General features: G+C 66.6%; 23 protein-coding genes and 2 pseudogenes. 13 read left to right on the top strand and 12 right to left on the bottom strand.

Features of this window, described 5'->3' with window-relative positions; genetic code table 11:
• Positions 1-153: 153 nt before the first annotated feature.
• The gene (locus tag QZ853_RS08900; RefSeq protein ID WP_295572090.1) at positions 154-1,281 is read right to left on the bottom strand and encodes an NAD(P)-dependent alcohol dehydrogenase; all 1,128 of its coding nucleotides are present in this window, start codon (positions 1,279-1,281) and stop codon (positions 154-156) included.
• A 17-nt stretch (positions 1,282-1,298) separates the two neighbouring features.
• On the bottom strand, positions 1,299-2,765 hold the full coding sequence (locus QZ853_RS08895; protein WP_295572086.1) for a benzaldehyde dehydrogenase: 1,467 nt from the start codon (positions 2,763-2,765) through the stop codon (positions 1,299-1,301).
• 194 nt (positions 2,766-2,959) lie between these two features.
• On the opposite strand from QZ853_RS08895, the gene QZ853_RS08890 reads away from it, so the two are divergent.
• Both QZ853_RS08890 and QZ853_RS08885 read left to right on the top strand, forming a co-directional pair.
• Complete coding sequence (locus tag QZ853_RS08890; protein ID WP_295572084.1) at positions 2,960-3,526, top strand: DUF1415 domain-containing protein; 567 nt, start codon at positions 2,960-2,962, stop codon at positions 3,524-3,526.
• On the top strand, positions 3,523-4,326 hold the full coding sequence (locus tag QZ853_RS08885; RefSeq protein WP_295572082.1) for an SDR family oxidoreductase: 804 nt from the start codon (positions 3,523-3,525) through the stop codon (positions 4,324-4,326). Before QZ853_RS08890 ends, QZ853_RS08885 begins: the two co-directional genes overlap by 4 nt.
• Positions 4,327-4,407: 81 nt before the next feature.
• Here the strand turns inward: QZ853_RS08885 and QZ853_RS08880 are convergent, their stop codons facing one another.
• On the bottom strand, positions 4,408-6,438 hold the full coding sequence (locus tag QZ853_RS08880; protein ID WP_295572081.1) for a M3 family metallopeptidase: 2,031 nt from the start codon (positions 6,436-6,438) through the stop codon (positions 4,408-4,410).
• Between the two features lie 199 nt (positions 6,439-6,637).
• On the opposite strand from QZ853_RS08880, the gene QZ853_RS08875 reads away from it, so the two are divergent.
• Positions 6,638-7,042, top strand: coding sequence for a hypothetical protein (locus tag QZ853_RS08875; protein WP_295572080.1), 405 nt, complete (start codon positions 6,638-6,640; stop codon positions 7,040-7,042).
• Between the two features lie 48 nt (positions 7,043-7,090).
• Here QZ853_RS08875 and QZ853_RS08870 read toward each other — a convergent pair whose 3' ends face one another.
• Entirely contained in the window at positions 7,091-8,203 is a 1,113-nt protein-coding gene (locus tag QZ853_RS08870) for a PLP-dependent cysteine synthase family protein (RefSeq protein ID WP_295572079.1), read from the bottom strand.
• Positions 8,204-8,328: 125 nt separating this feature from the next.
• On the opposite strand from QZ853_RS08870, the gene gloA reads away from it, so the two are divergent.
• Positions 8,329-8,847: a lactoylglutathione lyase gene (gene gloA / locus QZ853_RS08865; RefSeq protein ID WP_295572078.1), complete on the top strand. Its 519-nt coding sequence runs from the start codon at positions 8,329-8,331 to the stop codon at positions 8,845-8,847.
• Positions 8,848-8,892: 45 nt separating this feature from the next.
• Positions 8,893-9,321 carry a VOC family protein gene (locus QZ853_RS08860; RefSeq protein WP_295572077.1) on the top strand — a complete coding sequence of 143 codons (429 nt, stop codon included), beginning with the start codon at positions 8,893-8,895 and terminating at the stop codon, positions 9,319-9,321.
• A gap of 69 nt (positions 9,322-9,390) precedes the next feature.
• Here the strand turns inward: QZ853_RS08860 and QZ853_RS08855 are convergent, their stop codons facing one another.
• Both QZ853_RS08855 and glmS read right to left on the bottom strand, forming a co-directional pair.
• Positions 9,391-9,822, bottom strand: a complete 432-nt coding sequence (locus QZ853_RS08855; protein ID WP_295572076.1) for a CBS domain-containing protein — start codon at positions 9,820-9,822, stop codon at positions 9,391-9,393.
• Positions 9,823-10,276: 454 nt separating this feature from the next.
• Entirely contained in the window at positions 10,277-12,115 is a 1,839-nt protein-coding gene (glmS, locus tag QZ853_RS08850) for a glutamine--fructose-6-phosphate transaminase (isomerizing) (protein WP_295572075.1), read from the bottom strand.
• A gap of 203 nt (positions 12,116-12,318) precedes the next feature.
• On the opposite strand from glmS, the gene QZ853_RS08845 reads away from it, so the two are divergent.
• The 7 genes and pseudogenes from QZ853_RS08845 to QZ853_RS08815 form a co-directional block, all read left to right on the top strand.
• Positions 12,319-13,596, top strand: a complete 1,278-nt coding sequence (locus QZ853_RS08845) for an efflux RND transporter periplasmic adaptor subunit (protein WP_295572074.1) — start codon at positions 12,319-12,321, stop codon at positions 13,594-13,596.
• A 28-nt stretch (positions 13,597-13,624) separates the two neighbouring features.
• Positions 13,625-14,350: an ABC transporter ATP-binding protein gene (locus QZ853_RS08840; RefSeq protein ID WP_295567020.1), complete on the top strand. Its 726-nt coding sequence runs from the start codon at positions 13,625-13,627 to the stop codon at positions 14,348-14,350.
• Positions 14,351-14,360: 10 nt separating this feature from the next.
• A complete protein-coding gene (locus QZ853_RS08835) occupies positions 14,361-15,659 on the top strand; it encodes an ABC transporter permease (RefSeq protein WP_295572072.1) in 1,299 nt (432 codons plus the stop codon).
• Positions 15,660-15,679: 20 nt separating this feature from the next.
• Entirely contained in the window at positions 15,680-16,897 is a 1,218-nt protein-coding gene (locus QZ853_RS08830) for an FtsX-like permease family protein (protein WP_295572071.1), read from the top strand.
• Positions 16,897-17,298 (top strand): PDZ domain-containing protein, encoded by a 402-nt coding sequence (locus tag QZ853_RS08825; RefSeq protein ID WP_295573449.1) that lies wholly within the window; start codon positions 16,897-16,899, stop codon positions 17,296-17,298. Before QZ853_RS08830 ends, QZ853_RS08825 begins: the two co-directional genes overlap by 1 nt.
• 123 nt (positions 17,299-17,421) lie before the next feature.
• The gene (locus QZ853_RS08820) at positions 17,422-18,768 is read left to right on the top strand and encodes a sigma-54 dependent transcriptional regulator (protein ID WP_295572070.1); all 1,347 of its coding nucleotides are present in this window, start codon (positions 17,422-17,424) and stop codon (positions 18,766-18,768) included.
• Positions 18,693-20,117: pseudogene (locus QZ853_RS08815) on the top strand (HAMP domain-containing sensor histidine kinase); the annotation flags it as partial. The gene QZ853_RS08820 and the pseudogene QZ853_RS08815, both read left to right, overlap by 76 nt.
• 90 nt (positions 20,118-20,207) lie before the next feature.
• Here the strand turns inward: QZ853_RS08815 and QZ853_RS08810 are convergent.
• Together QZ853_RS08810 and glmU are read right to left on the bottom strand one after the other, a co-directional pair.
• Complete coding sequence (locus QZ853_RS08810; RefSeq protein WP_295572069.1) at positions 20,208-20,741, bottom strand: GNAT family N-acetyltransferase; 534 nt, start codon at positions 20,739-20,741, stop codon at positions 20,208-20,210.
• Positions 20,710-22,077, bottom strand: coding sequence for a bifunctional UDP-N-acetylglucosamine diphosphorylase/glucosamine-1-phosphate N-acetyltransferase GlmU (gene glmU, locus QZ853_RS08805; RefSeq protein WP_295572068.1), 1,368 nt, complete (start codon positions 22,075-22,077; stop codon positions 20,710-20,712). Before glmU ends, QZ853_RS08810 begins: the two co-directional genes overlap by 32 nt.
• A gap of 83 nt (positions 22,078-22,160) precedes the next feature.
• On the opposite strand from glmU, the gene QZ853_RS08800 reads away from it, so the two are divergent.
• Entirely contained in the window at positions 22,161-22,544 is a 384-nt protein-coding gene (locus tag QZ853_RS08800) for a GtrA family protein (RefSeq protein WP_295572067.1), read from the top strand.
• Positions 22,545-22,694: 150 nt separating this feature from the next.
• Here the strand turns inward: QZ853_RS08800 and QZ853_RS08795 are convergent, their stop codons facing one another.
• The 4 genes and pseudogenes from QZ853_RS08795 to QZ853_RS08780 form a co-directional block, all read right to left on the bottom strand.
• Entirely contained in the window at positions 22,695-23,117 is a 423-nt protein-coding gene (locus tag QZ853_RS08795) for a F0F1 ATP synthase subunit epsilon (RefSeq protein ID WP_005411127.1), read from the bottom strand.
• A gap of 114 nt (positions 23,118-23,231) precedes the next feature.
• Positions 23,232-24,638 carry a F0F1 ATP synthase subunit beta gene (gene atpD / locus QZ853_RS08790; RefSeq protein ID WP_295572065.1) on the bottom strand — a complete coding sequence of 469 codons (1,407 nt, stop codon included), beginning with the start codon at positions 24,636-24,638 and terminating at the stop codon, positions 23,232-23,234.
• A 38-nt stretch (positions 24,639-24,676) separates the two neighbouring features.
• Positions 24,677-25,540, bottom strand: a complete 864-nt coding sequence (atpG, locus tag QZ853_RS08785; RefSeq protein ID WP_010481324.1) for a F0F1 ATP synthase subunit gamma — start codon at positions 25,538-25,540, stop codon at positions 24,677-24,679.
• A 97-nt stretch (positions 25,541-25,637) separates the two neighbouring features.
• Positions 25,638-26,019: pseudogene (locus QZ853_RS08780) on the bottom strand (F0F1 ATP synthase subunit alpha); the annotation flags it as partial.

Here is a 26,019-nt window from a genome sequence, read left to right as displayed (position 1 = left end):
CGCATGGATGCGGCTGCCAAGCCCCCAGGAAAGGGTTTACGGCGTCCCCCGCAACCGGACCCACCCCGCCATCCCACGGAATGCCCGCTTTGCCGTTGCTGTGGACGTTGCTTCGGCGGGTGCAGGGCGCAGCCCTGCAAACCCTCCCCACCCTTACGCCGCGATCCGCAGGATCGGCTTGAGCGTGATTCCCTTCGTGCTGTCTTCGGCCGCCTGGTTGATCTGTTCCAGCGGATAGAACTTCACCAGCTTGTCGAACGGGAAGCGGCCCTGCAGGAACAGCGTGACCAGCTGCGGAATGAACACCTGCGGCACGCTGTCACCTTCCACGATGCCGCGGATGCTGCGCCCGCCCAGCAGCAGGTTGTTCACATCGAAGCTGGCCGTGGTACCCAGCTTCGGTGCACCCACCACGCCCATGACGCCCAAACCGCCCAGCGCTTCGATGCCAGCCGACAGCACCTCCGGGCGACCGGTCGATTCCAGCGCGAAATCCGCGCCACCGCCGGTGATCGCGCGCACGGCCTCGATCACATCGGTCTCGCGACTGTTCACCACGTGGGTGGCGCCCAGCTCCAGCGCCAGGTCCAGCCGCGACGGCACCACGTCGATCGCGATGATGGTGGTGGCACCGGCCACCTTCGCCGCCATCACCGCACTCAGTCCCACCGCGCCCGCGCCGTAGCTGGCGAAGCTGCTGCCCGAGCGCACCTGCAGCGAATTGAGCACCGCACCAGCACCGGTCTGGATGCCGCAGCCCAGCGGGCCCAGCAGGTCCAGCGGCGCATCGTCGGGCACCTTGATCGCGTTGATCTCGCGTGCGATGGCAAAGGTGGCAAACGAAGACTGCGCGAAGAAATGGTCGTGCAGCGGCTCGCCCTGCGCATCGGTGATCGCGGTATGACCGTGGCCATCATCGCCACCGAAGTTCAGTGCGAAGAAATCCTTGCAGTAGGCGCCGTGGCCGCCCCGGCAGGGATTGCAGTGACCGCAGGCACCATAGGTCAGCACCACATGGTCGCCCACCTTGAGGTCGCGCACGTTCGGGCCCACCGCCTCGACGATACCTGCCCCCTCATGGCCGAGCACTGCCGGCAGCGGCACCGGGTAGTACTGGTCGCGCACGATCAGGTCGGTATGGCAGAGGCCGGTGGCAACCACCTTCACCAGTACCTCGTCGTCCTGCGGGCCACGTAGCCGGGCCTGCTCGATGACAAAGGGCTGCTCCTTGCCGCGTACCACGGCAGCGGTGATCTCGCGAGTTGTGGTGTTGTCGTTCATCGTGATGGCTCCTTCGATCAGATCGGGTAAGCGGGCGCTTCGCCCTTGACGGTCAACCACTGCCACTGGGTGAACTCTTCCCCGTTGGCGGGGCCACCGATGCTGGTGCCGTTGCCGGATGCACCGACGCCGCCGAAGGGATTGATCACGTCGTCGTTCACGGTCTGGTCGTTGATGTGCAGCAGACCGGTGCGCAGGCGCTCACCCAGCTTCAGCGCGCGCCCGACATTGCTGGACACGATAGCCATCGACAGGCCGTACTCGCTGTCATTGGCCAGGCGCACGGCATCGTCGTCATCGTCGAACGGCACGACCACCGCCACCGGTGCGAAGATCTCTTCGTTGAACGCCGGATTGTCGGCAGAGACGTTGCCAAGCACGGTCGGCGCGAAGAACAGATCACGATGGGTACCGCCCGCCTCCAGCGAGGCACCGGCCTGCACCGCCTGTTCGACCAGGCGCGCGGCGTGGTCGCGCTGGCCGGCGTTGATCAGCGGGCCGATCGCCACGTCTTCGCGCGCCGGGTCGCCCACCTTCAGCGAATTGGCCTTGGCCACCAGTTTCTGCAGGAAAGCATCATGGATCTTCCGATGCACCAGCACGCGGCCGGTCGCCATGCAGATCTGTCCTTGATGCAGGTAGACGCCCCACGCGGCGTTGGCCACCGCCAAATCGAGGTCGGCATCGTCCAGAATGATCAGCGAGTTCTTGCCGCCCAGCTCCAGCGAGACCTTCTTCAGGTGCTTGCCGGCGGCTTCGCCGACCTTGCGGCCTGCGGCGGTGGACCCGGTGAACTGGATCATTGCCACATGCGGGTCACTGGTCAGTGCCGCACCCGCAGCGCCATCGCCGGGCAGCATGTGCAGCACGCCTGCCGGCAGGCCCGCCTGTTCGAACAGGCGGGCGATGACCGCGCCACCGCACACGGCCGTGCGCGGGTCCGGCTTGAGCACCACGGCATTGCCGAGCGCGATGGCCGGCGCCACCGCGCGCATGGCCAGGTACAGCGGGAAGTTGAAGGGCGAGATGACGCCGACCACGCCCAGGGGCCGGCGCCGCGCCAGGTTCAGCCGACCCGGCTCGGACGGCAGGATCTCGCCGGTGCTGCGCGACGGCAGCGCGGCGGCCTCATGCAACGCCTTGATGGTGACCTTGGCCTCGAAGCCGGCCTTGAGCCGGGTCGAGCCGCTTTCGCGCACCAGCCACTCGACCAGGGTGTCGATGTTTTCTTCTGCCAGGCGCGCCGCTTTGCGCATGACCTCAGCGCGCTGCTCGTAGGGCGCTGACGCCCACGCCAGTTGCGCCTGGGCAGCGGTCGCCGCCGAGCGCGCCACCTGCGCCGGGTCGGCCAGCCCGATCTGGCCGAGCGTCTGGCCGGTGGCCGGCTCGATCACCGGCTGCCGTTGCGCGGCCACCTGCCAGTGACCATCAAAGAAGGCGCCGGCCCAGAGGGTGTCCGGCAGCCACGGGGAAGATGCAGTCATGGGTGTCCTCCTGTGTCGTGCGTCCATTCCACGCCCGCCACCCGCAGTCGGCAATCGGCCATCCAACGGTCGCCCGCAAAGGCTTGAATCGGCGGAGATTTCCAGCATGCCGACTGTCCAGTTCCTGCACAGTGAACAGCGCAGCGGCGGCACACTGCCTACAATGGCGGCCCCCGCCAGCCGACGTGCCCGCCATGACCGATGCCCACCTGCCCAGCGATGACCCGATCGCCGCCACCCGCCTTTGGCTGGAACGCATCGTCATCGGCCTGAACCTGTGCCCGTTCGCCAAGGCGGTGTACGTGAAGGACCAGGTCCGCCTCGTGCTCAGCGATGCGACCACGCCCGAAGCGCTGGTCGAACAGCTGGCCGAGGAACTGGTGCTGCTTCGTGATACGCCGGCCGAGCAGATCGACACCACGCTGATCGTGCACCCGCAGGTGCTGACCGACTTCCTCGACTACAACGACTTCCTCGACAACGCCGATGCCGCGATCGAGGCGCTGGACCTGCAGGGCATCCTGCAGGTGGCCAGCTTCCATCCGGACTACCAGTTCGAAGGCGTGGCCCCGGACGACGCCAGCAACTACACCAATCGCGCGCCGTTCCCGACCCTGCACCTGCTGCGCGAAGACAGCGTGGCTCGCGCGGTGGACGTCTATCCCGACCCGGACGTGATCGTCGAGCGCAACATCCAGACCCTGGACCGCATCGGCGTGGACGGCTGGTACCGCCGCCTGCGTGGCGACGACCTGTCATGAGCACGGTGCCGCCAATTGCCACATGGCCGGCCGTGCCGCTGTCGGGCAAGGTGGTACTGATCACCGGGGGCGCCAACGGCATCGGCCGCGGCATCGCCCAGGCCGTGCTCGGCGCGGGCGGCCGCGTGCTGATCGGCGATCTGGACGACGAAGCCGGCCACGCCTGCCTGGCCGAATGGCAGCGTGGTGAGGACGCCGCGTACCAGCACTTGGACATCGCCAACGAAGACAGCGTGCGCGCGTTCATCGCCGAGGCGCTGCGTCGCTTCGGCCACATCGACGGGCTGGTCAACAACGCCGGCATCGCCGGGCCGCACGGCACGCTGCTGCAGGACATGGATTGGGACGAGTGGCAACGCCGCCTGTCCTCGCTGCACGGCGCCTTCCTGTGCAGCAAGCACGCGCTGCCCGCGCTCTCGGCCAGTAGCGCGGGCGCGATCATCAACATCGCCTCGACCCGCGCCTGGCAGTCGGAGGCGCACAGCGAAGCGTATGCGGCGGCCAAAGGCGGGCTGGTCGCGTTCACCCATGCGCTGGCGATCAGCAGTGGCCCGGCGGTGCGGGTGAACAGCATCAGCCCGGGCTGGATCGGTACCACGGCCTGGCAGGCGCCATCGCGCCGTCACCCGCCCGACTACTCGGCCAACGACCACGCCCAGCACCCGGTCGGCCGGGTCGGCCAGCCCGAGGACATCGGCGCGCTGGCGGTGTACCTGCTGTCCTCGCTGTCCAGCTTCAGCACCGGCCAGGATTTCATCGTCGACGGCGGCATGACCCGGAAGATGATCTACGCCGAATAAGCGCCGCTTTTCGGTGGGTACGGACCTTGGTCCGTACCATTGCCAGAAAGTGCCAGCCAAGGCTGGCACCCACCACGGCGGTCAGGCCATGCCCGAATGGCGCAGCAGCGCGTCGATCTGCGGTGCGCGGCCGCGGAAGGCCTTGAAGTTTTCCGCCGCCGGACGGCTGCCACCCCGCGACAGGATCTCATCGCGGAAGCGTGCGCCGGTCGCAGCCAGCGCCTGCGGTGCTTCCTCGAACGCAGCGTAGGCATCGGCGCTGAGCACTTCGGCCCACTTGTAGCTGTAATAGCCTGCCGCATAGCCGCCGGCGAAGATATGGCTGAACTGGTGCGGGAAGCGGTTCCAGGCCGGCGGATGATTCACCGCCACTTCCGCCCGCACGCGATCGAGCAGTGCCAGCACGCTGTCCTGCGCCGGCTCGAACTGGCTGTGCAGCAGCATGTCGAACAGGCCGAACTCCAGCTGGCGAACGGTGGCCATGCCACTATGGAAGTTCCGCGCGGCCAGCATGCGCTCATACAGCGCGCGCGGCAGCGGCTCGCCGGTGTCCACGTGCGCGGTCATGCCCTGCAGGTGTTCCCATTCCCAGCAGAAGTTCTCCATGAACTGGCTGGGCAGCTCCACCGCATCCCACTCCACGCCATTGATGCCAGCCACGCCCAGCTCACCGATGCGGGTCAGCAACTGGTGCAGGCCATGGCCCATTTCATGGAACAGCGTGGTCACTTCGTTGTGGCTGAAGGTGGCCGGCTTGCCATTGGCACCGCGACCGAAGTTGCACACCAGGTAGACCAGCGGCGTCTGCACGTTGCCATCGGCACGCACGCGACGGTTGCGGCAGTCATCCATCCACGCACCACCGCGCTTGCCCTCGCGCGCATACAGGTCCAGATAGAACTGGCCAACCAGCGCGCCCTGCGCGTCGACCAGTCGGAAGAAGCGCACGTCCTCGTGCCACACCGGCGCGCTGTCTTCCTGCACGCGCAGCCCGTACAGCTGCTCGATCACCGAGAACAGGCCGCCCAGCACCTTCGGTTCGGTAAAGTACTGCTTCACTTCCTGCTCGGAATAGCTGTAGCGCGCCTGCTTCAGGCGATCGGCGGCGAAGGCCAGGTCCCAGGCCTGCAGCTGCTCGATGCCCAGCTGCTCGCGCGCGAACTGCTCCAGCTCGGCACGGTCCTTGGCCGCGAACGGCTTGGCACGTGCAGCCAGGTCGCGGAGGAACCCGAGCACTTCGGCCGGGTCCTGCGCCATCTTGGTCGCCACCGAATAATCACCATACGAACCAAAGCCGAGCAGCGCGGCCAGTTCCGCACGGAGAGCAAGGATCCGGTCGATGTTGCCGCTGTTGTCAAGCGCCTCATCGCCGAACTCGGACGCACGCTGCGCGCTGGCGCGGTACAGGATCTCGCGCAGATCGCGGTCTTCCGCCCAGGTCTGCACCGGCAGGTAGCACGGCATCTGCAGCGTCAGCTTCCAGCCCTTGTTGCCGTCTTTTTCCGCTGCCGCATGCGCGGCCGCCTTCACGTCGTCCGGTACGCCAGCCAGGCGTGCCTCATCCTCGATGATCAACGACCATGCATCGGTGGCATCCAGCACGTTCTGCGAAAACTTCGCCGACAGCGCCGACAGTTCTTCCTTGATCGCGGCGAAGCGCTGCTGGGCCTCGGGCGCCAGTTCGGCACCGCCCAGGCGGAAATCGCGCAGGGTGTTGTCCAGCACCTTGCGCTGGGCCTCATCGAAGGTCGCCGCCTCGGGGCTGCCGGCCAGGGCCTGGTACTGGCGGTACAGCGCCAGGTTCTGGCCCAGTGCACTGGCAAAGCGGGTCACCCGCGGCAGGTTGCTGTTGTAGGCCTCGCGCAGTTCCGGCGTGTTGACCACGCCCTGCAGGTGGCCGACCAGGCCCCAGGCGCGCCAGAGGCGCTCGGTGGCATCGTCCAGCGGGGCCACGAAGGTCTGCCAGGTGACCGGCTGCACCTGCTCGGCGGCGCTGACAGCGGCTTCCGCCTCGGCCAGCAGCACTTCCAGCGCCGGCGCCACGTGCTCCGGGCGGATCGCCTCGAAATGCGGCAGGCCGGAAAAATCGAGCAGGGGGTTGGCAACGGTCACGGCAGATCTCCAGGGTGCGGGCCCGGCAGGCGGGCATCTCCTCGGATATGGCGCTGACAGGGCCACAGACAAGGGGGCGCACGCGCTGCGTGGATGGGGCACCCCATGGACGGCCGGCATTCACGTCGGCCTTACGGTTCGGCGCCGAAGCTCTGCTTGCGGGGGAGTCCGCAGCGGTACGTATCGAACGAGGCCCCACATGGAAGGTCTGGCTGCAGTTGCATCCGCCTCACCGGCACGGTCGCTGGCGCTGTCCGCCAGTAAGGCCGAACTGACCTGGATCGCCGCGCTGTGCGATGCCGGCGACGACGCCCCGCGCCACCTGCAGCAATTGCAGACGGTGCTGCAGCAGGGCGGTACCTTCAACGATACGCAGGAGTGGTATCCGTTCGAGGTGGTCGAACGCGGCGCCAGCCAGTTGCGGCTGGGCCATGAGCGCGAGTTCGTGATCTGCGTGCTGCTGTGGCTGCAGGCACTGGCCCAGGGCCGCGCCAGTACCCTCGATCCCGGCCTGCACCTGGATGACCGCGCGATGGACATCGAGGCCCTGCCCGATGCGCTGCGTGATGCGGTGCTGGATGCGTTCACCGCGGCGGGGTATTGAAACGCCCTCGTGACCGCCAGGCCATGCCCGGCGACAACGTCGACCGTCCTACAACGCTTCCAGGCTGCGCCACGGCAGTTCGGGCAGCCCCTGCCCGGCCACCGCCGCGGCCAGCTGCGCATCGGCGCCGTCCACGTCGATGCCCTGGCGCACGTACCACGCCGGGTCGTAATAGCTGTGCGCGTAGCGCTCGCCGCTGTCACACAGGATGCTGACGATGCTGCCCTGATGGGCCGCCTCGCGCATCCACTGCGCGGCCTGCAGCACGCCGATGAAGTTGGTGCCGGTGGAGCCGCCGACGCGACGGCCCAGCTGGCGGCTGACATGGCGCATCGCCGCCAGGCTCAATGCATCGGGCACCTTCACCATCGCATCGACGCTGGTCGGGATGAAGCTCGGCTCCACCCGTGGGCGGCCGATGCCCTCCACGCGCGAGCCACCGCTGCAGGTCAGGCCCCGCCAGTCCTGCTCACCGGCCACCGCCGCCTGGTAGCCATCGAAGAACACCGACACTTCCGGGTCGGCGCACAGGATGCGGGTGTCATGCCGGCGGTAGCTGACATAGCGGCCCAGCGTGGCGGCGGTGCCGCCGGTGCCGGGGCTGCACACGATCCATTCCGGAATCGGGCTCGGCTCCTCGGCCATCTGCTTGAAGATGGATTCGGCGATGTTGTTGTTGGCGCGCCAGTCGGTCGCGCGCTCGGCGTAGGTGAACTGGTCCATGAAGTGGCCGCCGGTTTCGCGGGCCAGCTTTTCCGAATCACAGTTGAGGTCACAGGCGCGCTCGACCAGATGGCAGCGGCCACCGTGGAATTCGATCGCCGCGATCTTCTCCGGCGAGGTCGTGGCCGGCATCACCGCGATGAACGGCAGCCCCAGCAGGCGCGCGAAGTAAGCCTCCGACACCGCCGTCGAACCGCTGGAGGCCTCGATCACCGGCCGCCCTTCACGCAGCCAGCCATTGGTCAGCGCATACAGGAACAGCGAGCGCGCCAACCGGTGCTTGAGGCTGCCGGTGGGATGGCTCGATTCATCCTTCAGGTACAGGTCGATGCCCTTGAACCCGGGCAGCGCCAGCGGGATCAGATGGGTATCGGCGGAGCGGTTGAAATCGGCTTCGATCTTGCGGATGGCGGCAGCCACCCATTCACGCTGCGACATGGCGGTCAATCGTTGTGAGGACGGAACGGTGCGATCCGGCCATTGTACGTCGCGGTGCCGTCAGGTGCCGGCCGGTAGAATGGTGCCATCCGGCCGGCAACGGCCCTGTCTGAAGGATCTCCCCCATGACCATTCCCGCCCTGCGCGATGTCCCCGGCGTCGCCGCCCAGGCCCCGGCCGGGACCACCGGCTTCGTGTTCAACCACACCATGCTGCGGGTCAAGGACATCACCGCCTCGCTGGACTTCTACACCCGCGTTCTCGGCTACCAGCTGATCGACAAGCGCGATTTCCCGGAGGCCCAGTTCAGCCTGTACTTCCTGGCCTACGTGCCGTCCGGCGCGGTGGTGCCGGAAGACGATGCCCAGCGCCGCCTGTGGATGGCCGGCCTGCCGGGCGTGCTGGAACTGACCCACAACCACGGCACCGAGACCCAGGACGGCGCGGTCTACCACGACGGTAACAGCGACCCGCGCGGCTTCGGGCACATCTGCGTGTCGGTGCCGGACATCGAGGCCGCCTGCCAGCGCTTCGAAGACCTCGGCGTGACCTTCCAGAAGCGCCTGACCGACGGCCGCATGAAGAACCTGGCCTTCATCAAGGACCCGGACGGTTACTGGGTCGAGATCATCGCCAACGCCTGACCCCGGAAGGGGCACCAACTCCATCCCCTTTGTTGCGAGGCTCGTATGGAAACGATGGAACTGCACCGCGGCCGCCTGATCGACCACATCCAGCTGGTGGTGCGCGACCTGGCCGCCAGCCGCCGCTTCTACCAGGCGGTGTTCGACACGATCGGCATTCCGGTTGCCGGCGAAGGGCCGGACTATTTCTGGGCTGACGAGCTGTTCATTTCCACTGCCAGCAGCGAGGCGGCCGCCGGCCAGCTGACCGGCCGCCACCACCTGGCGTTCCAGGCCCGCGATGCCGCCACCGTCGATGCCTTCCACACTGCTGCAATCGCCGCCGGTGGCACCGACAATGGCGCGCCGGGTGAACGCCCATACCATCCGGGCTACTACGGTGCGTTCGTGCTCGACCCGGATGGCAACAACATCGAAGTGGTGTACCACGGCCCCGCCAACTACAGTGCCGATTCGGTGAAAGTCACGTTCTGACATCCCCACCGCCGCAGGACCGAAGAAGCCGGGCAATGCCCGGCTTCTTTCGTTGCAGCACCGCGAACGTCAGTGCGCCGCCATGTAGATGTCCTGCAGCACGGCCTTTTCCAGTTCCAGCTCGCCCAGCAGGTTCTTCACGATGTCGCCCAAGCTGAGGATGCCGACCAGGCGGTTGCCGTCGGTGACCATCAGATGGCGCCGACGCGAATACGTCATCAGCGACATGGCCTGCTTCAGCGTGGCCTCCGGGGCGATGCCTTCCAGGCCGGTCGTCGGCACGCTGGAAATCACCCGGCGGCCGGCCTGCGGGCCGTCGTCGGCCAAGGTGCGCACGATGTCCTTCTCGGAAATGATGCCGACCGGGGCATCGTCCTTCATCACCACCAAGGCAGCGATTTTATTCGCACTCATCTTGTGGGCGGCGGCACCGATGGTGTCTTCGGCGTCGATGGTGATGACAGTTTCTTTCTTGGATTGCAGGAGTTCGCGGACGTTCATTCTTGTTTCCTGGTGCAGGTCACTGAAGTCAAAAAAGTGTGCTCTTCCGATACGCCCCCTCCCCGGGAACAGACCTTTCAGCGCACGTCTGGCGCAGCCGGCTGCCACTGGAAAGAAATCGGCAGACGACGTGCTGCAACGCGAACGAGGCGGGTTCAACCGCGCAACCCGTATCTCGGACGAATCGATTCTACGACTGCGTCCCCCGGTCACTACCGGCATCGATGGGACACTTCGTCGTGGGAACCAACCGACGATCCAGAGAATGGCACCGTGGCTGAAACCGCCGCTGAATATTGGCGGTGCCATGCGTTAAAGATTGATTGCGTCCTGCCGAGGGCGGACAGAACGGCCTTGCGTCGTCCCACTTGCCATGCTCCCCGGCGAAAACGAAAGGGGCCCGCATGGGGCCCCTACGCTTGCAACATCCAACATCCAGCCGCACCGGTGGGCCTTACTCCACCGTCACGCTCTTGGCCAGGTTGCGCGGCTTGTCCACGTCGGTGCCCCGCGCCAGTGCGGTGTGGTACGCCAGCAGCTGCACCGGGATGGTGTGCACGATCGGGCTGAGCACGCCGGCATGGCGCGGCGTGCGGATCACATGCACGCCTTCGGACTCGTTGAAGTTGCTGTCCTGGTCGGCGAACACGAACAGCTCGCCCCCGCGTGCACGCACTTCCTGCATGTTCGACTTCACCTTCTCCAGCAGGCTGTCGTTGGGCGCGATCACCACCACCGGCATGTCCTCATCCACCAGCGCCAGCGGGCCATGCTTCAGCTCACCGGCCGGGTAGGCCTCGGCGTGGATATAGGAGATTTCCTTGAGCTTGAGCGAGCCTTCCAGCGCGATCGGGTAATGCAGGCCACGGCCGAGGAACAGCGCGCTGCTCTTGCGCGCGAAACGCTCGGCCCAAGCGGCAATCTGCGGTTCCATGTTCAGTGCGTGCTGCACGCTGCCCGGCAGGAAGCGCAGCTGCTCCAGGTAATCCGCTTCCTGTGCCGCGTCGATGCGGCCCTTCAGCTTGCCCAGCACCACGGTCAGCTGGAACAGCGCGGCCAGCTGGGTGGTGAACGCCTTGGTCGACGCCACGCCGATCTCGGCGCCGGCACGGGTGTAGCAGACCAGTTCGCTGGCGCGCGGAATCGCGCTTTCCGGCACGTTGCAGATCGACAGCGTGTGCTTGTGGCCCAGCGACTTGGCGTACTTCAGCGCTTCCATCGTATCCAGCGTTTCGCCGGACTGGGAAATGGTGACGATCAGATGCTTCGGGTTGGCATACGCGGCGCGGTAGCGGTACTCGCTGGCGATCTCCACGCTGCACGGCAGGCCGGCGATGGCCTCGATCCAGTAGCGCGCGGTCAGGCCGGCGTAGTAGCTGGTACCACAGGCGATGATCTGCACGCCTTCGATGCCCGACAGCACCGCCCCGGCGTTCTTGCCGAACAGCTCGGCCGGGAAACCAGCGGCGTCGATCGCCGCCTCGATGGTGTCGCCCAGCGCACGCGGCTGCTCGTGGATTTCCTTCTGCATGAAGTGGCGGTACGGGCCCAGCTCCAGCGAGGCCAGCGACACGTCGGACAGGTGCACGTCGCGCTCGACCGGCTGGTCATGCTCATCAAAGATGCGCACGCCGTCGCGGCGGATCTCGGCGGTGTCGCCTTCTTCCAGGAAGATCACCCTGCGCGTCGCCGAAATCACCGCCGAGACGTCGGAGGCGACGAAGTTCTCGCCTTCGCCCAGGCCGACCAGCAGCGGGCAGCCCATGCGCGCACAGACGAAACGTTCCGGCTCGGCGCGGCTGACCACGGCCAGCGCGTAGGCACCGGTCAGTTCCTTCACCGTGTGCTGCAACGCCACCAGCAGGTCGTCGCCACTCTTCAGGTGATGGTGCATCAGGTGCGCGATGACTTCGGTATCGGTCTGCGATTCGAAGGTGTAGCCCAGCGCGCGCAGCTTCTCGCGCTGCTCTTCGTGGTTCTCGATGATGCCGTTGTGCACCAGCGCCACGCCCTGGCTGATGTGCGGATGCGCGTTGGCTTCGGTGACACCGCCGTGGGTGGCCCAACGGGTGTGGCCGATACCCAGCACTGCGTTGAAGCCCTCGGCCTCGGCCGCCATCGCCATTTCCGACACGCGACCGGTACGACGCACGCGACGCACCTCGGAGCGCTCGGCCTGGTCGATCACCGCGATGCCGGAGGAATCGTAACCACGGTACTCCAGGCGCTTCAGGCCTTCGATCAGCACCGGCACTACGTCGCGATCAGCGATCGCACCCACGATTCCACACATGTCACGCGTTTCCTTGAAGACGATCGCCGCATTCTAGCCTGCGTGTCCGGCTTCCCCCTCCTGTCCGCTTAATGAAAGTGTCCGGAAAGGTGTCCGCGGACACCCGGACACTTCAGGCACCCACCCAACCCATTGATGGGAAAGGAAATAAAGTTGGCACGCTACGTGCTTGGTACTGGCTACCACCGTCAGGCACGCACCCGATGATCCGCGACACTTCCGCCCAGGACCAGATCGTTTCCTCCGCCCCGGCCAGCGCCCCGCGCGCCCACTGGCACCGCTACCGCTGGCCGGCGCTGGGTGCGATCGCCCTGCTCGCCGGCATCGGCTGGGCGGTGCATGCCTGGTCCAACGCCAGCCGTTCCTACGACAGCAGCCGCGTGCGCATCGCCGAAGTGAAGCGTGGCGACCTGGTCCGTGACATTGCCGCCGACGGCCGCGTGATCGCCGCCAACAGCCCGATCCTGTACGCCATCTCAGCCGGCACCGTGGACCTGAAGGTGGTCGCCGGCGACGTGGTCAAGAAGGGCCAGGAACTGGCGATCATCGACAGCCCGGAATTGCGCAGCAAGCTGGCCCAGGAACAGGCCACCCTGGCCGGCCTGGAAGCCGAGGCCAGCCGCGCCGCGCTGGACGCCACCCTGGCCCGCGCCAAGTCGCGCAAGGAAACCGACCAGGCCACCATCGAACGGCAGGCTGCCGACCGTGACCTGCAGCGCTACCAGCGCGGCTACGACGGCGGTGCGGTGCCGCAGATCGACCTGGCCAAGGCCAAGGACTCGCTGAAGAAGGCCGACATCACCCTGGCCAACGCCACCACTGATGCGCGCCTGCAGAGCCAGGGTGCCGACCTGGATGCCCGCAACAAGCGCCTGCTGGCCGATCGCCAGAAGGCCGTGGTGGCCGAGGTGCAGCGCCAGGTCGATGCACTGACGCTGCGCGCGCCGTTCGATGGCCAGGTCGGCCAGGTGCAGGCGGTGCAGTCCACCAACCTGGCCGCCAATGCCCCGGTGCTGGGCGTGGTCGACCTGTCCAAGTTCGAAGTCGAGATCAAGGTGCCGGAGAGCTTCGCCCGCGACCTCGCGATCGGCATGCCGGCGCAACTGACCGGCGGCAACGGCCAGCCGTTCCCGGGTGAGATCAGCGCGGTGTCACCGGAAGTGGTCAACGGCGAAGTCAACGCCCGCGTGCGCTTTGCCAGCGCGCAGCCGGAAGGCCTGCGCCAGAGCCAGCGGATGTCGGTGCGCGTGCTGCTCGATACCCGCAAGAACGTGCTGAAGGTCGAGCGCGGCCCGTTCGTCGAACAGGGCAACGGCATGGCCTACGTGATGGATGGCCGCACCGCCGTGCGCCGTCCGGTGGAACTGGGCGTCAGCAGCCTGGGCGAAGTGGAAATCAAGTCGGGTGTGCAACCGGGCGACCGCATCGTGGTCTCCGGCAGCGACCTGTTCAAGGACGCCGAACGCGTCTCCGTCAACTGATACCTGAATCCTGGAGAGAGGACACCCCATGTACATGCTCGAAATGCGTTCGGTCGCCAAGGTCTTCCGCACCGAACAGGTGGAAACCCACGCACTGCGCTCGCTGGAACTGCAGGTCAAGGAAGGCGAGTTCGTCGCCGTCACCGGCCCGTCCGGTTCCGGCAAGACCACCTTCCTCAACATCGCCGGCCTGCTGGAAACATTCACCAGCGGCACCTACATGCTCGACGGCCAGGACGTGAGCACGCTGGGCGATGACGCGCGCAGCCGGCTGCGCAACCAGAAGATCGGCTTCATCTTCCAGGGCTTCAACCTGATCCCGGACCTCAACCTGTTCGACAACGTCGACGTGCCGTTGCGCTATCGCAAGATGAGCGCAAACGAGCGCCGCGAACGCATCGAGAAGGCGCTGACACAGGTCGGCCTCGGCTCGCGCATGAAGCACTACCCGAACGAGCTGTCCGGCGGCCAGCAGCAGCGTGCGGCGATCGCACGCGCCCTGGCCGGCAGCCCGCGCCTGCTGCTGGCCGACGAGCCGACCGGCAACCTGGATACGCAGATGGCCCGCGGTGTGATGGAACTGCTGGAGGAAATCAACGCCGCCGGCACCACCATCGTGATGGTCACCCACGACCCGGAACTGGCCGCACGCGCGCAGCGCAACGTGCACATCGTCGATGGCCAGGTCACCGACCTGGTGCGCGAGCCGGTGCTGGCCACGCCGGTGCGCCACATCGTCGCCGTCAACGACTGAGGGCCCGACCATGTTCGCCTACTACGCCCGATTGGCGGCGCGCAGCTTCCGCCGCAACAAGGTCCTGACCGCGCTGATGGTGATCGCCATCGCGCTCGGCATCGGCGCCTCGATGACGACGTTGACCGTGTTCCACGTGTTGTCCGGCGACCCGATTCCCGGCAAGAGCGACCGCCTGTTCTACGTACAGCTCGACGCCGCGACCGGTGCCTACGTCGCCGGCGAAGAGCCGGAAACCCAGCTGACCCGCTTCGACGGTGAAGCGCTGCTGCGCGAAGCCAAGGGCGAGCGTCAGGCGCTGATGAGCGGCGGCGGCGGCACCATCGAGCCGGACAACAGCACCCTCAAGCCCTTCAGCATCGACACCCGCTGGACCTCGGCCGACTTCTTCCCGATGTTCGAGGTGCCCATGCAGTACGGCCGCCCCTGGACGCGCGAGGACGACGAAGGCCGCGCACGCGTGGTGGTCATCTCCAAGGCGCTCAACGACAAGCTGTACCAGGGCGCCAACAGCGTGGGTCGGGACCTGCGCATGGAAGGCCAGAGCTACCGCATCGTCGGCGTGATGAAGGAATGGAGCCCGGAGCCGCACTTCTATGACCTGACCACCGGCAGCTTCGGCAAGAACGAGGATCTGCTGCTGCCGATCTCCACCTCGTTCGACCTGAAGCTCGGCAACAACGGCAACATGAACTGCTTCGGCGAAAATCCCGACGGCAACAGCTACTCGCTCAATGCGCCGTGCGCGTGGCTGCAGTACTGGGTGGAAATGGACCCGGCCAAGGCCGGCGACTACCGCCGCTACCTGGAGAACTACTCGACCCAGCAGCGCGAGGCCGGCCGCTTCAAGCATCCGCCGAATGTGCGCCTGCGCACCGTGATGGAATGGCTGAACTTCAATGGTGCAGTCCCCAGCGACGTGCGCCTGCAGCTGTGGTTGGCGCTGGGCTTCCTCGGTGTCTGCCTGGTCAATACGGTAGGCCTGCTGCTGGCCAAGTTCCTGCGCCGCAGCGGTGAGATCGGCGTGCGCCGTGCGCTCGGTGCCAGCCGCGGCCAGATCTTCCTGCAGTGCCTGGTAGAAGCCGGCGCGGTCGGCGTGGTCGGTGGCGTGCTCGGCATCGGCCTGGCCCTGCTCGGCCTGTTCGCGGTGCGCCAGCAGCCGGTGGAGTACGCCAAGCTGGCGCACCTGGACGGCAACATGCTGCTGCTCGCACTGGGCCTGACCCTGTTTGCCAGCCTCGCCGCTGGTTTCCTGCCCGCTTGGCGCGCCATGCAGGTCACCCCGGCCATCCAGCTCAAGTCGCAGTAAGCACCCGAACGAGGACTCCCATGGACATCCGCCCCATCCTCAGCACGCTGCGCCGGCACAAGACCGCTGCCGCCCTGATCGTGCTGGAAGTCGCCCTGACCTGCGCCATCGTCTGCAACGCGCTGTTCCTGGTCAGCCAGCGCGTGGAAAAGATCAGCATGCCCAGCGGCATCGCCGAGAACGAACTGGTGATGCTGCGCGTCAGCGGCATCGGCAAGCAGACCGACGCCATGGCCCGCACCCGCGAGGACCTGGCATCGCTGCGCGCGATCCCCGGCGTCAGCAATGTCACCATCATCAACCAGATCCCCTTCCGCAACGGTTCCTCCAGCAGCAGCATCTCGCGCGTGATCGACCAGGAACGGCCGACCACCAACGCCTCGATGTACACCCTGTCCGAGAACGGGCTGGCCACGATGGGCATCAACCTGATCGCTGGCCGCGATTTCCTGCCGGACGAGTACCAGAACTTCGAAGACGTCAGCAAAGGTGGCGCCAAGGAAAAGGCCATCCCGGTCATCCTCACCCAGGCTACGGCCGCCAAGATGGAGCCCAATGGCAGTGCACTGGGCAAGACCTACTACATGGGCAAGCAGTCGCTGCACGTGGTCGGCATCGTCGACACGCTCAGCACGCCCAATGGCTGGAATGACAACTGGACCAATTCGATGCTGCTGCCGACCCGGGTCAGCTTCGACAAGGGTGGCACGTATGTATTGCGCACTTCGCCGGAACGCCGCCAGGAGGTACTCGATGCCGGTGCCGCCGCGCTGGAACGCAACGATCCCAACCGGTTGATGCGCGACAAGCTGACCTATGAAGACCAGCGCAAGGACTTCTTCAAGAACGACCGTGCGATGGTCGGCCTGCTGATCACCGTCAGCATCTCGCTGCTGGTGGTCACTGCGCTGGGCATCATCGGCCTGGCCAGCTTCTGGGTGCAGCAGCGCAGCAAGCAGATCGGCATCCGGCGTGCGCTGGGTGCGACCCGCGGTCAGATCCTGCGCTACTTCCAGACCGAGAACTTCCTGCTGGCCACGCTGGGCATCGTGCTGGGCATGCTGGCGGCCTATGCGATCAACCTGGCCCTGATGAACCTGTACGAGCTGCCGCGCATGCCGCTGTACTACCTGCCGCTGGGTGCGCTGCTGCTGTGGGTTCTGGGCCAGATCGCCGTGTTCGGGCCGGCGCGGCGTGCCGCAGCGGTACCGCCGGCGGTCGCCACGCGGGGCGCGTGATGCGCGCCTGCGCGATCTGCCTGATGCTGCTCCTGCCCCTGCCGACGCTGGCCGGTGGTGGCAGCGCGCAGACGCTGGAATGGCGCCAGGATGGCGCGCGGTTGTCGCTGCGCTCGACCGAGGGCCAGGTGCATGTGGACGCCGCCAGCCCCGAAGTTCGCTTCGGCGTGCGCCGCGGCGACCGCATCCTGCGCATGGACGACACGGCGGTGCGCCGGGTCGAACATCTGGCCGTGGCCCTGCGCCATTCCTACGCCGCCACCGCCTATCTGTTGCTGCGCCGCGACAAGCGCGAGCTGACGGTGGCGGTCGACGCGGCGGCCTGGCGCCAGGCGCTGGACGCGCCACCGCCACCTCCGCCACCGCCGCCGCCAGCGCCCCCGGCTCGACCCCGGCGCTGAGCGGCGGGCGCTCCTGCACCGCCACGGGTTTGGCTATGCTTGATGGGTGGCGCCGGGCTCTCCCGGTGCGTGGACACGAACGGCTCCATCGGCGCCGCCCATCCCTTTCTGCAGAACCGCTTGATGCCTGCGATCCTGATCATCGACGACAACGCCAGCGTGGGCACCGCGCTGGACGTGCTGTTCTCCCTGCACGACATCGACACCCTGCAGGCGCAGACGCCCGCCGACGGGCTGGCGCTGCTTGAATCACAGCCGGTCGACCTGGTCATCCAGGACATGAATTTCAGCGAGGACACCACCTCCGGTGAGGAGGGCGAGGCCCTGTTCGCGCAGATCCGCGCGCGCCATCCGGACCTGCCAGTGATCCTGCTCACCGCCTGGACCCACCTGAGCAGTGCGGTGGACCTGGTCAAGGCCGGTGCCGCCGACTACCTGGCCAAGCCGTGGGACGATCGCAAGCTGCTGACCACGGTCAACAACCTGCTGGAACTGTCCGAGGCACGCCGCGAGCTGGACCGCCGGCGCTCGCGTGAACTGCGCCAGCGCAATGCGCTGGAGGCGAAGTACGACCTGTGCGGTGCGGTGGTCGCCGATCCGGCCAGCGAGCGTGTAGTCACCCTGGCCTGCCAGGTCGCACGCTCGGAACTGCCGGTGCTGATCACCGGCCCCAACGGCGCCGGCAAGGAAAAGATCGCGCAGATCATCCAGGCCAATTCGCTGGTCGCCAAGGGCGCGTTCGTGGCGGTCAACTGCGGCGCACTACCCTCCGAGCTGATCGAAGCCGAGCTGTTCGGTGCCGAATCCGGCGCCTACACCGGTGCGACCAAGGCGCGCGAAGGCAAGTTTGAAGCCGCTGATGGCGGCACCCTGTTCCTCGACGAGATCGGCAATCTGTCGCTGGGCGGGCAGATGAAGCTGCTGCGCGTGCTGGAAACCGGCCGCTTCGAGCGCCTCGGGTCCAACCGCGAACGCCAGGTCAAGGTGCGCGTGGTCAGCGCGACCAATGCCGACCTGCCGGCGATGATCCGCGACGGCAACTTCCGCGAAGACCTCTACTACCGCCTCAACACCGTCGAGCTGGTGCTGCCGCCGCTGGCCGAACGCCCCGGCGACATCGTGCCGCTGGCCGAGCGCTTCCTGAGCGCGGGCAAGCCGCTGTCCGGCGCCGCCATCACCGCCCTGCAGCGGCATGCATGGCCGGGCAACGTGCGCGAGCTGCGCAACGTGATCCAGCGCGCCGAGCTGCTGGCCACCGGCAACCACATCGAAGTGGCCGACCTGAATCTGCCGCGCGCCGCGGCCGCACCGCGCCCCGCGCCCAGCACCGGCAACGATCCCGACCGTGCGCGCATCGAAGACGTGCTGTCGCGCAACCACGGCGTCATCGCGCAGGCCGCTGCCGAACTCGGCCTGAGCCGCCAGGCGCTGTACCGGCGCATGGACCGCCACGGCATTCCACGCGAATGAAACGGCGCTCCTTCACCTTCCGCCTGTTCCTGCGCCTGCTGCCGGTGCTGGCGCTGGCCGCCGCGTTGCCGTGGCTGCTTGCCTACTGGATGGATCATGGCTGGGTGGTGACCACGGTATCGGCGCTGATCCTGCTGTCGCTGATGTGGTGGACGCTGCGCCGTGCGACGGCACCGGTGCGTTCGCTGATGCGCGCCCTGTCCGGCACCACCAGCAGCTACCGCGATGGCGAGTACAACTTCGGCGTGCACTGGCCGGGCAATGACGAACTTGGCGATCTGGTGCAGGCCCACCGCGAGCTGGGCGACGTGCTGCGCGCGCAGCGGCAGGGCCTGGTTCAGCGCGAACTGCTCCTGGATACCATGGTGCAGAACACGCCGGTGGCAATGCTGCTGATCGCCTCCGGCGGTGATGGCATTGCCCGCGTGGTGTTCTCCAACCTGGCCGCACGCAAGCTGCTGCACGGCGGCTGGAAGCTGGAAGGCCAGCGCCTGGAGGATGTGCTGGAGCAGGTCCCAGTGGAACTGCGCGATGCCATCGCCCGCGGCGGCGACAGCCTGTTCGCGGTGCATGCCGAAGGCGAGGACGGTGATGAAGATGACGAGCAGGTCTACCATCTGTCGCGCCGCGCATTCCAGCTCAACGGCCGCCCGCATGACCTGCTGCTGGTGCGCCTGCTCACCGCCGAACTGCGCCGCCAGGAAGTGCAGACCTGGAAGAAGGTGATCCGGGTGATCAGCCACGAACTCAACAATTCGCTCGCGCCTATCGCCTCGCTGGCCCATTCCGGCGGCGTTCTGGTTCAGCGCGAACGCTTCGACAGGCTGCCGGAGATCTTCACCACCATCGAAGACCGCGCGCGCCATCTGGAAGGCTTCATCCGCGGCTACGCCCGCTTTGCCAAGCTGCCGCAGCCGCAGCTGCAGACCGTGCACTGGGCACCGTTCCTGTCCAGCATGCGCCAGCAGATCCCGTTCACCATGGATCGCGAACCGGACGAAGAGCTGAGCAGCCGCGTCGACATCGCGCAGTTCGGGCAGGCTCTGCTGAACCTGCTGAAGAATGCGCATGAAGCCTGCGCCGAGGCCGACCCGCCCAACGACGATGTGCAGGTACAGCTGACACGGCTGCCGCAGTGGCTGCGCCTGGATGTGCTGGATCGCGGCAAGGGCATGAACGAGCAGGTACTGGAGAACGCGCTGATGCCGTTCTATTCGACCAAGCGCAATGGTACCGGGCTGGGATTGGCGTTGACCCGCGAGATCGTGGAGGCGCACGGCGGTCGTGTTTCATTGCAGAATCGCGGCGATGGTGGGCTATGCGTGTCGATCCTGTTGCCGGTGGGTTGAGCGCTCCGATCGGGTCCCGGCGGTTGCCGACCTGGGGCGCCACGTGGGCGGATCGACGCCATGCGTGGATGTGCCGACCAAGGTCGGCATCTACCAGATCTGCCGCATTACCACCCGAAGATGCATCGGAAACCCCAGCGCGGCTTCTTCGGCCATCACGGCCTGCAGGCCCGCACCCCACTTCTCCTCCGGCACGGTGACGAACCCTTCGCTGGCATAGAAGGCCGCATTCCACGGCACGTCGGACAACGTGGTGAGCACAGCCGAGCGATAACCACCTGCCCGCGCCTGTGCCAGCGCATGGCGCAGCAGCGCACGGCCATGACCGCGACGCGCATGCGCAGGGTCCACATCCATCTGCAGTATGTGAAACTCACCGGCCAGCTCGCCGGCAAGCAGATAGCCGGCGATGCCACCGTCTGCCGCATCCACCACCCACAGCTGCCGGCGCTCAAGGCCGTCCTGCAGTGCCGGCAGATCCAGGCCATGACCGGCGAACACCGGATAGGCCTCATGGCCCTTCAAAAGCTGGCCGGCGCGCTGCTCGATACCCGGCAGCACGCCGAGTTCCCCGGCGCGTGGAAGGCGGGGCTCAGGACTTCCTGAGCGGGCGTTTCCAGCCATCGATGGTTTCCTGTCGTGCACGTGCCAGGGTCAGCTTGCCGTCCGGGGCATTGCGGGTGATGACCGAACCGGCGGCGATGGTCGCGCCATCGCCAATGGTCACCGGCGCCACCAGCGAGCTGTTGGAGCCGATGAACGCGTTGTCGCCGATGGCGGTGGTGAACTTGTTCACCCCGTCGTAGTTGCAGGTGATGGTTCCGGCGCCGATGTTCACCCTGCTGCCGATCACTGCATCACCCAGGTAGGTCAGGTGGTTGGCCTTGCTGCCCACGCCCAGCGTGACCTTCTTTGTTTCGACGAAATTGCCGACGTGCACGCCATCGGCCAGCACGGTGCCCGGCCGCAGCCGCGCGAACGGGCCGATCTGCGCAGCGCCTTCGGTGACCACGCCTTCCAGATCGCAATGCGCGCGCACTTCGGTACCGGGCCCGAGGTTGACGTCCTTCAGGCGGTTGAACGGACCGACGGTGACGCCGTCACCGAGCACGATGTTGCCTTCCAGCACCACGTCGACGTCGATCAGCACGTCGCTGCCGACGGTGACGGTGCCGCGGATGTCCAGCCGTGCCGGGTCGCGAACGCGCGCGCCCTGCGCGCACAGCGCACGCACCGCGCGGCGCTGCCAGGCACGCTCCAGCTGCGACAGCTGCCACGGATCGTTCGCCCCTTCGGCTTCCTGCGCGTCGGCCACCAGTGCCATCTCGGCCGGGGTGTACTCGTGCGCGGCGAACGCGAACACGTCGGTCAGGTAGTACTCGCCCTGCGCGTTGCTGTTCGACAGCTGCGACAGCCAGCGGCGCAGCGCGGTCGATTCCGCGGCGATGATGCCGGTGTTGATGATACGTACGCGCAGCTGCTCGTCGCTGGCATCCTTCTGCTCGACGATCGCCCCCACCTTGCCCTCGGCATCGCGCAGCACGCGTCCATAACCGGTCGGGTCATCCACCTCGGCCACCAGCACCGCCAGCCGGCCCGGCTGCGCCAGCAGGTCGCGCAGGGTCTGCGCGCGGATCAGCGGTACGTCGCCGTACAGCACCAGCACCTGTGCGGCATCGGGCACCTGCGGCATCGCCTGCGCGACGGCGTGGCCGGTGCCGAGCTGCTGTGACTGTTCGGCCCATTGCAAGTCCTGCTGGCCGGCGAAGTACTGGCGCACGGCTTCGCCGCCGTGGCCGTAGACCACGTGGATCGCCGCAGGCTCCAGTTCGCGCGCCGCGGCGATCACGTGTGCCAGCATCGGCTCGCCGGCGATCGGCTGCAGCACCTTCGGCAGCACCGACTTCATGCGCTTGCCGGCGCCAGCGGCGAGGATGATGACGTGCAGGGGTTGGGTCATGGCAACGGCAGTCCGTGGTTCGTTGCCGATGATTCTAGAGCGTGGGCCGTTAACATGGGCATCCCCATCCCTTCACCACCCCGATGAGCCTCGTTCGCCAGGGAAGTGCCTACCTCGTCATCGGGCTTGTGCAGCTGCTGCTCGACTGGCTGGTATTCGTGCTGGCCACGGCGTTGGGATTGCCGGTGGCCCCGGCCAACGTCGCCGGGCGCCTGGCCGGCATGCTGCTCGGCTTCTGGCTCAACGGCCGCTATACCTTCGCCGAGGCCGGCAAGCATCGGCTGGGCTGGAAACGCTTCGCCCGCTTCTTCGCGCTGTGGCTGCTGATGACCGCAGCAAGCACGCTGCTGGTGAGCCTGGTCGACCACGCACTGGGCCTGCAGTACGCGTGGCTGGCCAAGCCGCTGGTGGAAGGTGGGCTGGCCTGCGTCTCGTTCCTGTTGATGCGCTACGTGGTGTATCGCTGATACAGCGCAGGGATCGGGATCGGCAGAGTCGACTGCTCGACGGTGAGCCCACGGAGCTCGCGCGCTGCGCGCGGTAGCCGACGCTACCCAGCCACCCAAACAAAAACGCCGGCACAGGGCCGGCGTTTTCGTGGATGCAGCGCGTGAACCTCAGTGCTTGAGGGTCTTGCGCAGGCGTTCCAGGGCCTGCAGCTGGACAACGGCTTCGGCCAGCTTCTGCTGGGCTTCGGCCACTTCCATCGCTTCGCCGCGGTTGGCCAGGATGCGCTCGGCTTCTTCCTTGGCCTTGCGGACCGAGGCCTCGTCGATGTCCTGCGCGCGGATCGCGGTGTCGGCCAGCACGGTCACCACCTGTGGCTGCACTTCCAGGATACCGCCGGAAATGGCGAAATCCAGCTGCTCGCCGTTCGGCGTGGTCACCACCACCTTGCCCGGCTTCAGGCGGGTGATCAGCGGTGCGTGCTTGGGCGCGATGCCCAGTTCGCCCAGCTCACCGGTGGCCACGACCAGGGTCGCTTCGCCACGGAAGATTTCCTGCTCGGCGCTGACGATGTCGCAACGGATCGTGCTCATGCAAATCTCTTCGCTGTTCGCGGCGGCGCAATGCCACCGTGGGATTCCACCGGCGCGGGCGGTTGCCCGGCGCCGGCGTCAGGTCGGGCAGGATTCGCTCCCGCCCGTCCCGGATCAGGCCTTCTCGGCCATCTTCTTGGCCTTCTCGACCGCTTCTTCGATGCCGCCGACCATGTAGAACGCCTGCTCCGGCAGGTGGTCGTACTCGCCATCGACGATGGCCTTGAAGCCACGGATGGTGTCCTTCAGCGGCACGTACTTGCCCGGCGAACCGGTGAACACTTCGGCCACGTGGAACGGCTGGCTGAAGAAGCGCTCGATCTTGCGGGCGCGCGACACGGCCTGCTTGTCCTCTTCGGACAGTTCGTCCATGCCCAGGATCGCGATGATGTCCTTCAGCTCCTTGTACTTCTGCAGGGTCTGCTGGACGCGCTGGGCGGTGTCGTAGTGCTCGTGGCCGATGACCAGCGGGTCCATCTGGCGGCTGGTGGAGTCCAGCGGATCGACAGCCGGGTAGATACCCAGCGAGGCGATCGAACGCGACAGGGTGACGGTCGAGTCCAGGTGGGCGAAGGTGGTCGCCGGCGACGGGTCGGTCAGGTCGTCCGCAGGAACGTAGACGGCCTGGATCGAGGTGATCGAGCCATTCTTGGTCGAGGTGATGCGCTCCTGCAGGACGCCCATTTCCTCGGCCAGGGTCGGCTGGTAACCCACGGCGGACGGCATACGGCCCAGCAGGGCCGACACTTCGGTACCGGCCAGGGTGTAGCGGTAGATGTTGTCGACGAACAGCAGGACGTCCTTACCCTTGCCGTTTTCGTCCTTCTCGTCGCGGAAGTACTCGGCCATGGTCAGGCCGGTCAGGGCGACGCGCAGACGGTTGCCCGGCGGCTCGTTCATCTGGCCGTACACCATCGCCACCTTGTCCAGGACGTTGGAGTCCTTCATTTCGTGGTAGAAGTCGTTGCCCTCACGGGTACGCTCACCCACGCCGGCGAACACGGACAGACCGCTGTGCGCCTTGGCGATGTTGTTGATCAGTTCCATCATATTGACGGTCTTGCCGACGCCGGCGCCGCCGAACAGGCCGACCTTGCCGCCCTTGGCGAACGGGCACATCAGGTCGATGACCTTGATGCCGGTTTCCAGCAGTTCGGTGGCCGGGGACTGGTCTTCATACGACGGGGCCGCACGGTGGATTTCCCAGTTGTCGCTGGCGGCCACCGGGCCGGCTTCGTCGATCGGACGGCCGAGCACGTCCATGATGCGGCCCAGGGTGCCAGCGCCGACCGGCACGGAGATGCCGCGGTCGGTGTTGGTGGCGACCAGGTTGCGCTTCAGGCCGTCGGTGGAACCGAGGGCGATGGTACGTACCACGCCGTCGCCCAGCTGCTGCTGGACTTCAAGGGTGATTTCGGTGTTGTCGACCTTCAGTGCGTCGTACACCTTCGGCACCGACTCACGCGGGAATTCGACGTCGACGACCGCGCCGATGATCTGAACGATCTTGCCCTGACTCATTGCTGCATCCTCTAAATGTGTGCTTTGAACGAACGCGGTCAGACTGCTGCCGCGCCGCCGACGATTTCGGAGATTTCCTGGGTGATCGCTGCCTGGCGCGCCTTGTTGTAGACGAGCTGCAGGGTGCCGATCAGCTTGTTGGCGTTATCGCTCGCCGCCTTCATCGCAACCATGCGTGCGGCATGCTCGGAGGCGACGTTTTCCAGCAGTGCCTGGTACACCAGCGACTCGATGTAACGCGTCATCACGTGCTCGAGCACGGTCGCGGCATCGGGTTCGTACAGGTAATCCCAGTCGTGGTGAGCGACCTGCTTCTCGGCCGGCGGCAGCGGCAGCAGCTGATCGAAGCTGGCCTTCTGCACCATGGTGTTCACGAAGCGGTTGTAGACCAGGTACACGCGGTCGACCTTGCCTTCGGTGAAGGCGTCGAGCATGACCTTGATCACACCGATCAGCGATTCCAGCTTCGGCACGTCACCGATGTGGGTCACGCTGCCGACCATGTTGACCTTCACGCGGCGGAAGAAGGTCGATGCCTTCTGGCCGATGGTCACCAGGTCCACTTCAGCACCCTTGTCCTGCCATGCCTTGGCTTCGCCCAGCATCTTGCGGAACAGGTTGTTGTTCAGGCCGCCGGCCAGGCCGCGATCGGAGGAGATCACGATGAAACCGACCCGCTTCACCTGCTCGCGCTCGACCAGGAACGGATGCTGGTAATCGGTGCTGGCCTGGGCCAGGTGGCCGATCACCTGCTTCATCGCCTGCGCGTACGGACGCGAGGTCTTCATCCGATCCTGCGCCTTGCGGATCTTGGAGGCCGAGACCATTTCCAGGGCGCGCGTCACCTTGCGGGTGTTCTGCACGCTCTTGATCTTGGTTTTGATTTCGCGTCCGCTTGCCATCTCTTGTTTCCCGTGGCGCGGGGCTGCTGCCCCGCGTTGTTCAACCGTTTGTCATCTGGTCCAGCGGAGCCGGAGGCTCCGCTCTACAGGACCGCGATTACCAGCTGCCGGTGGTCTTGAACTCGGCGATGCCCTTCTTGAAGGCACCTTCGATGTCGTTGTCCCAACCGCCGGTGGCGTTGACCTTGCTGACCAGCTCGCCCTGGGTGTTGGCGAAGTGGGCGTGCAGGCCTTCTTCGAACGCCAGCAGCTTGTTGACCGGCACGTCGTCGAGGTAACCCTCGTTGACGGCGTAGATCGACAGTGCCTGGTTGGCGATCGACATCGGCGCGTACTGCTTCTGCTTCATCAGCTCGGTGACGCGCTGACCATGCTCGAGCTGCTTGCGGGTGGCTTCGTCCAGGTCCGAGGCGAACTGGGCGAAGGCCGCCAGTTCACGGTACTGGGCCAGCGCGGTACGGATACCGCCGGACAGCTTC

This window comes from uncultured Stenotrophomonas sp. (genome assembly GCF_913778665.1).
In the GTDB taxonomy this organism is placed as follows: Bacteria; Pseudomonadota; Gammaproteobacteria; order Xanthomonadales; family Xanthomonadaceae; genus Stenotrophomonas.
This window is presented reverse-complemented; position numbering and strand designations above follow the sequence as displayed.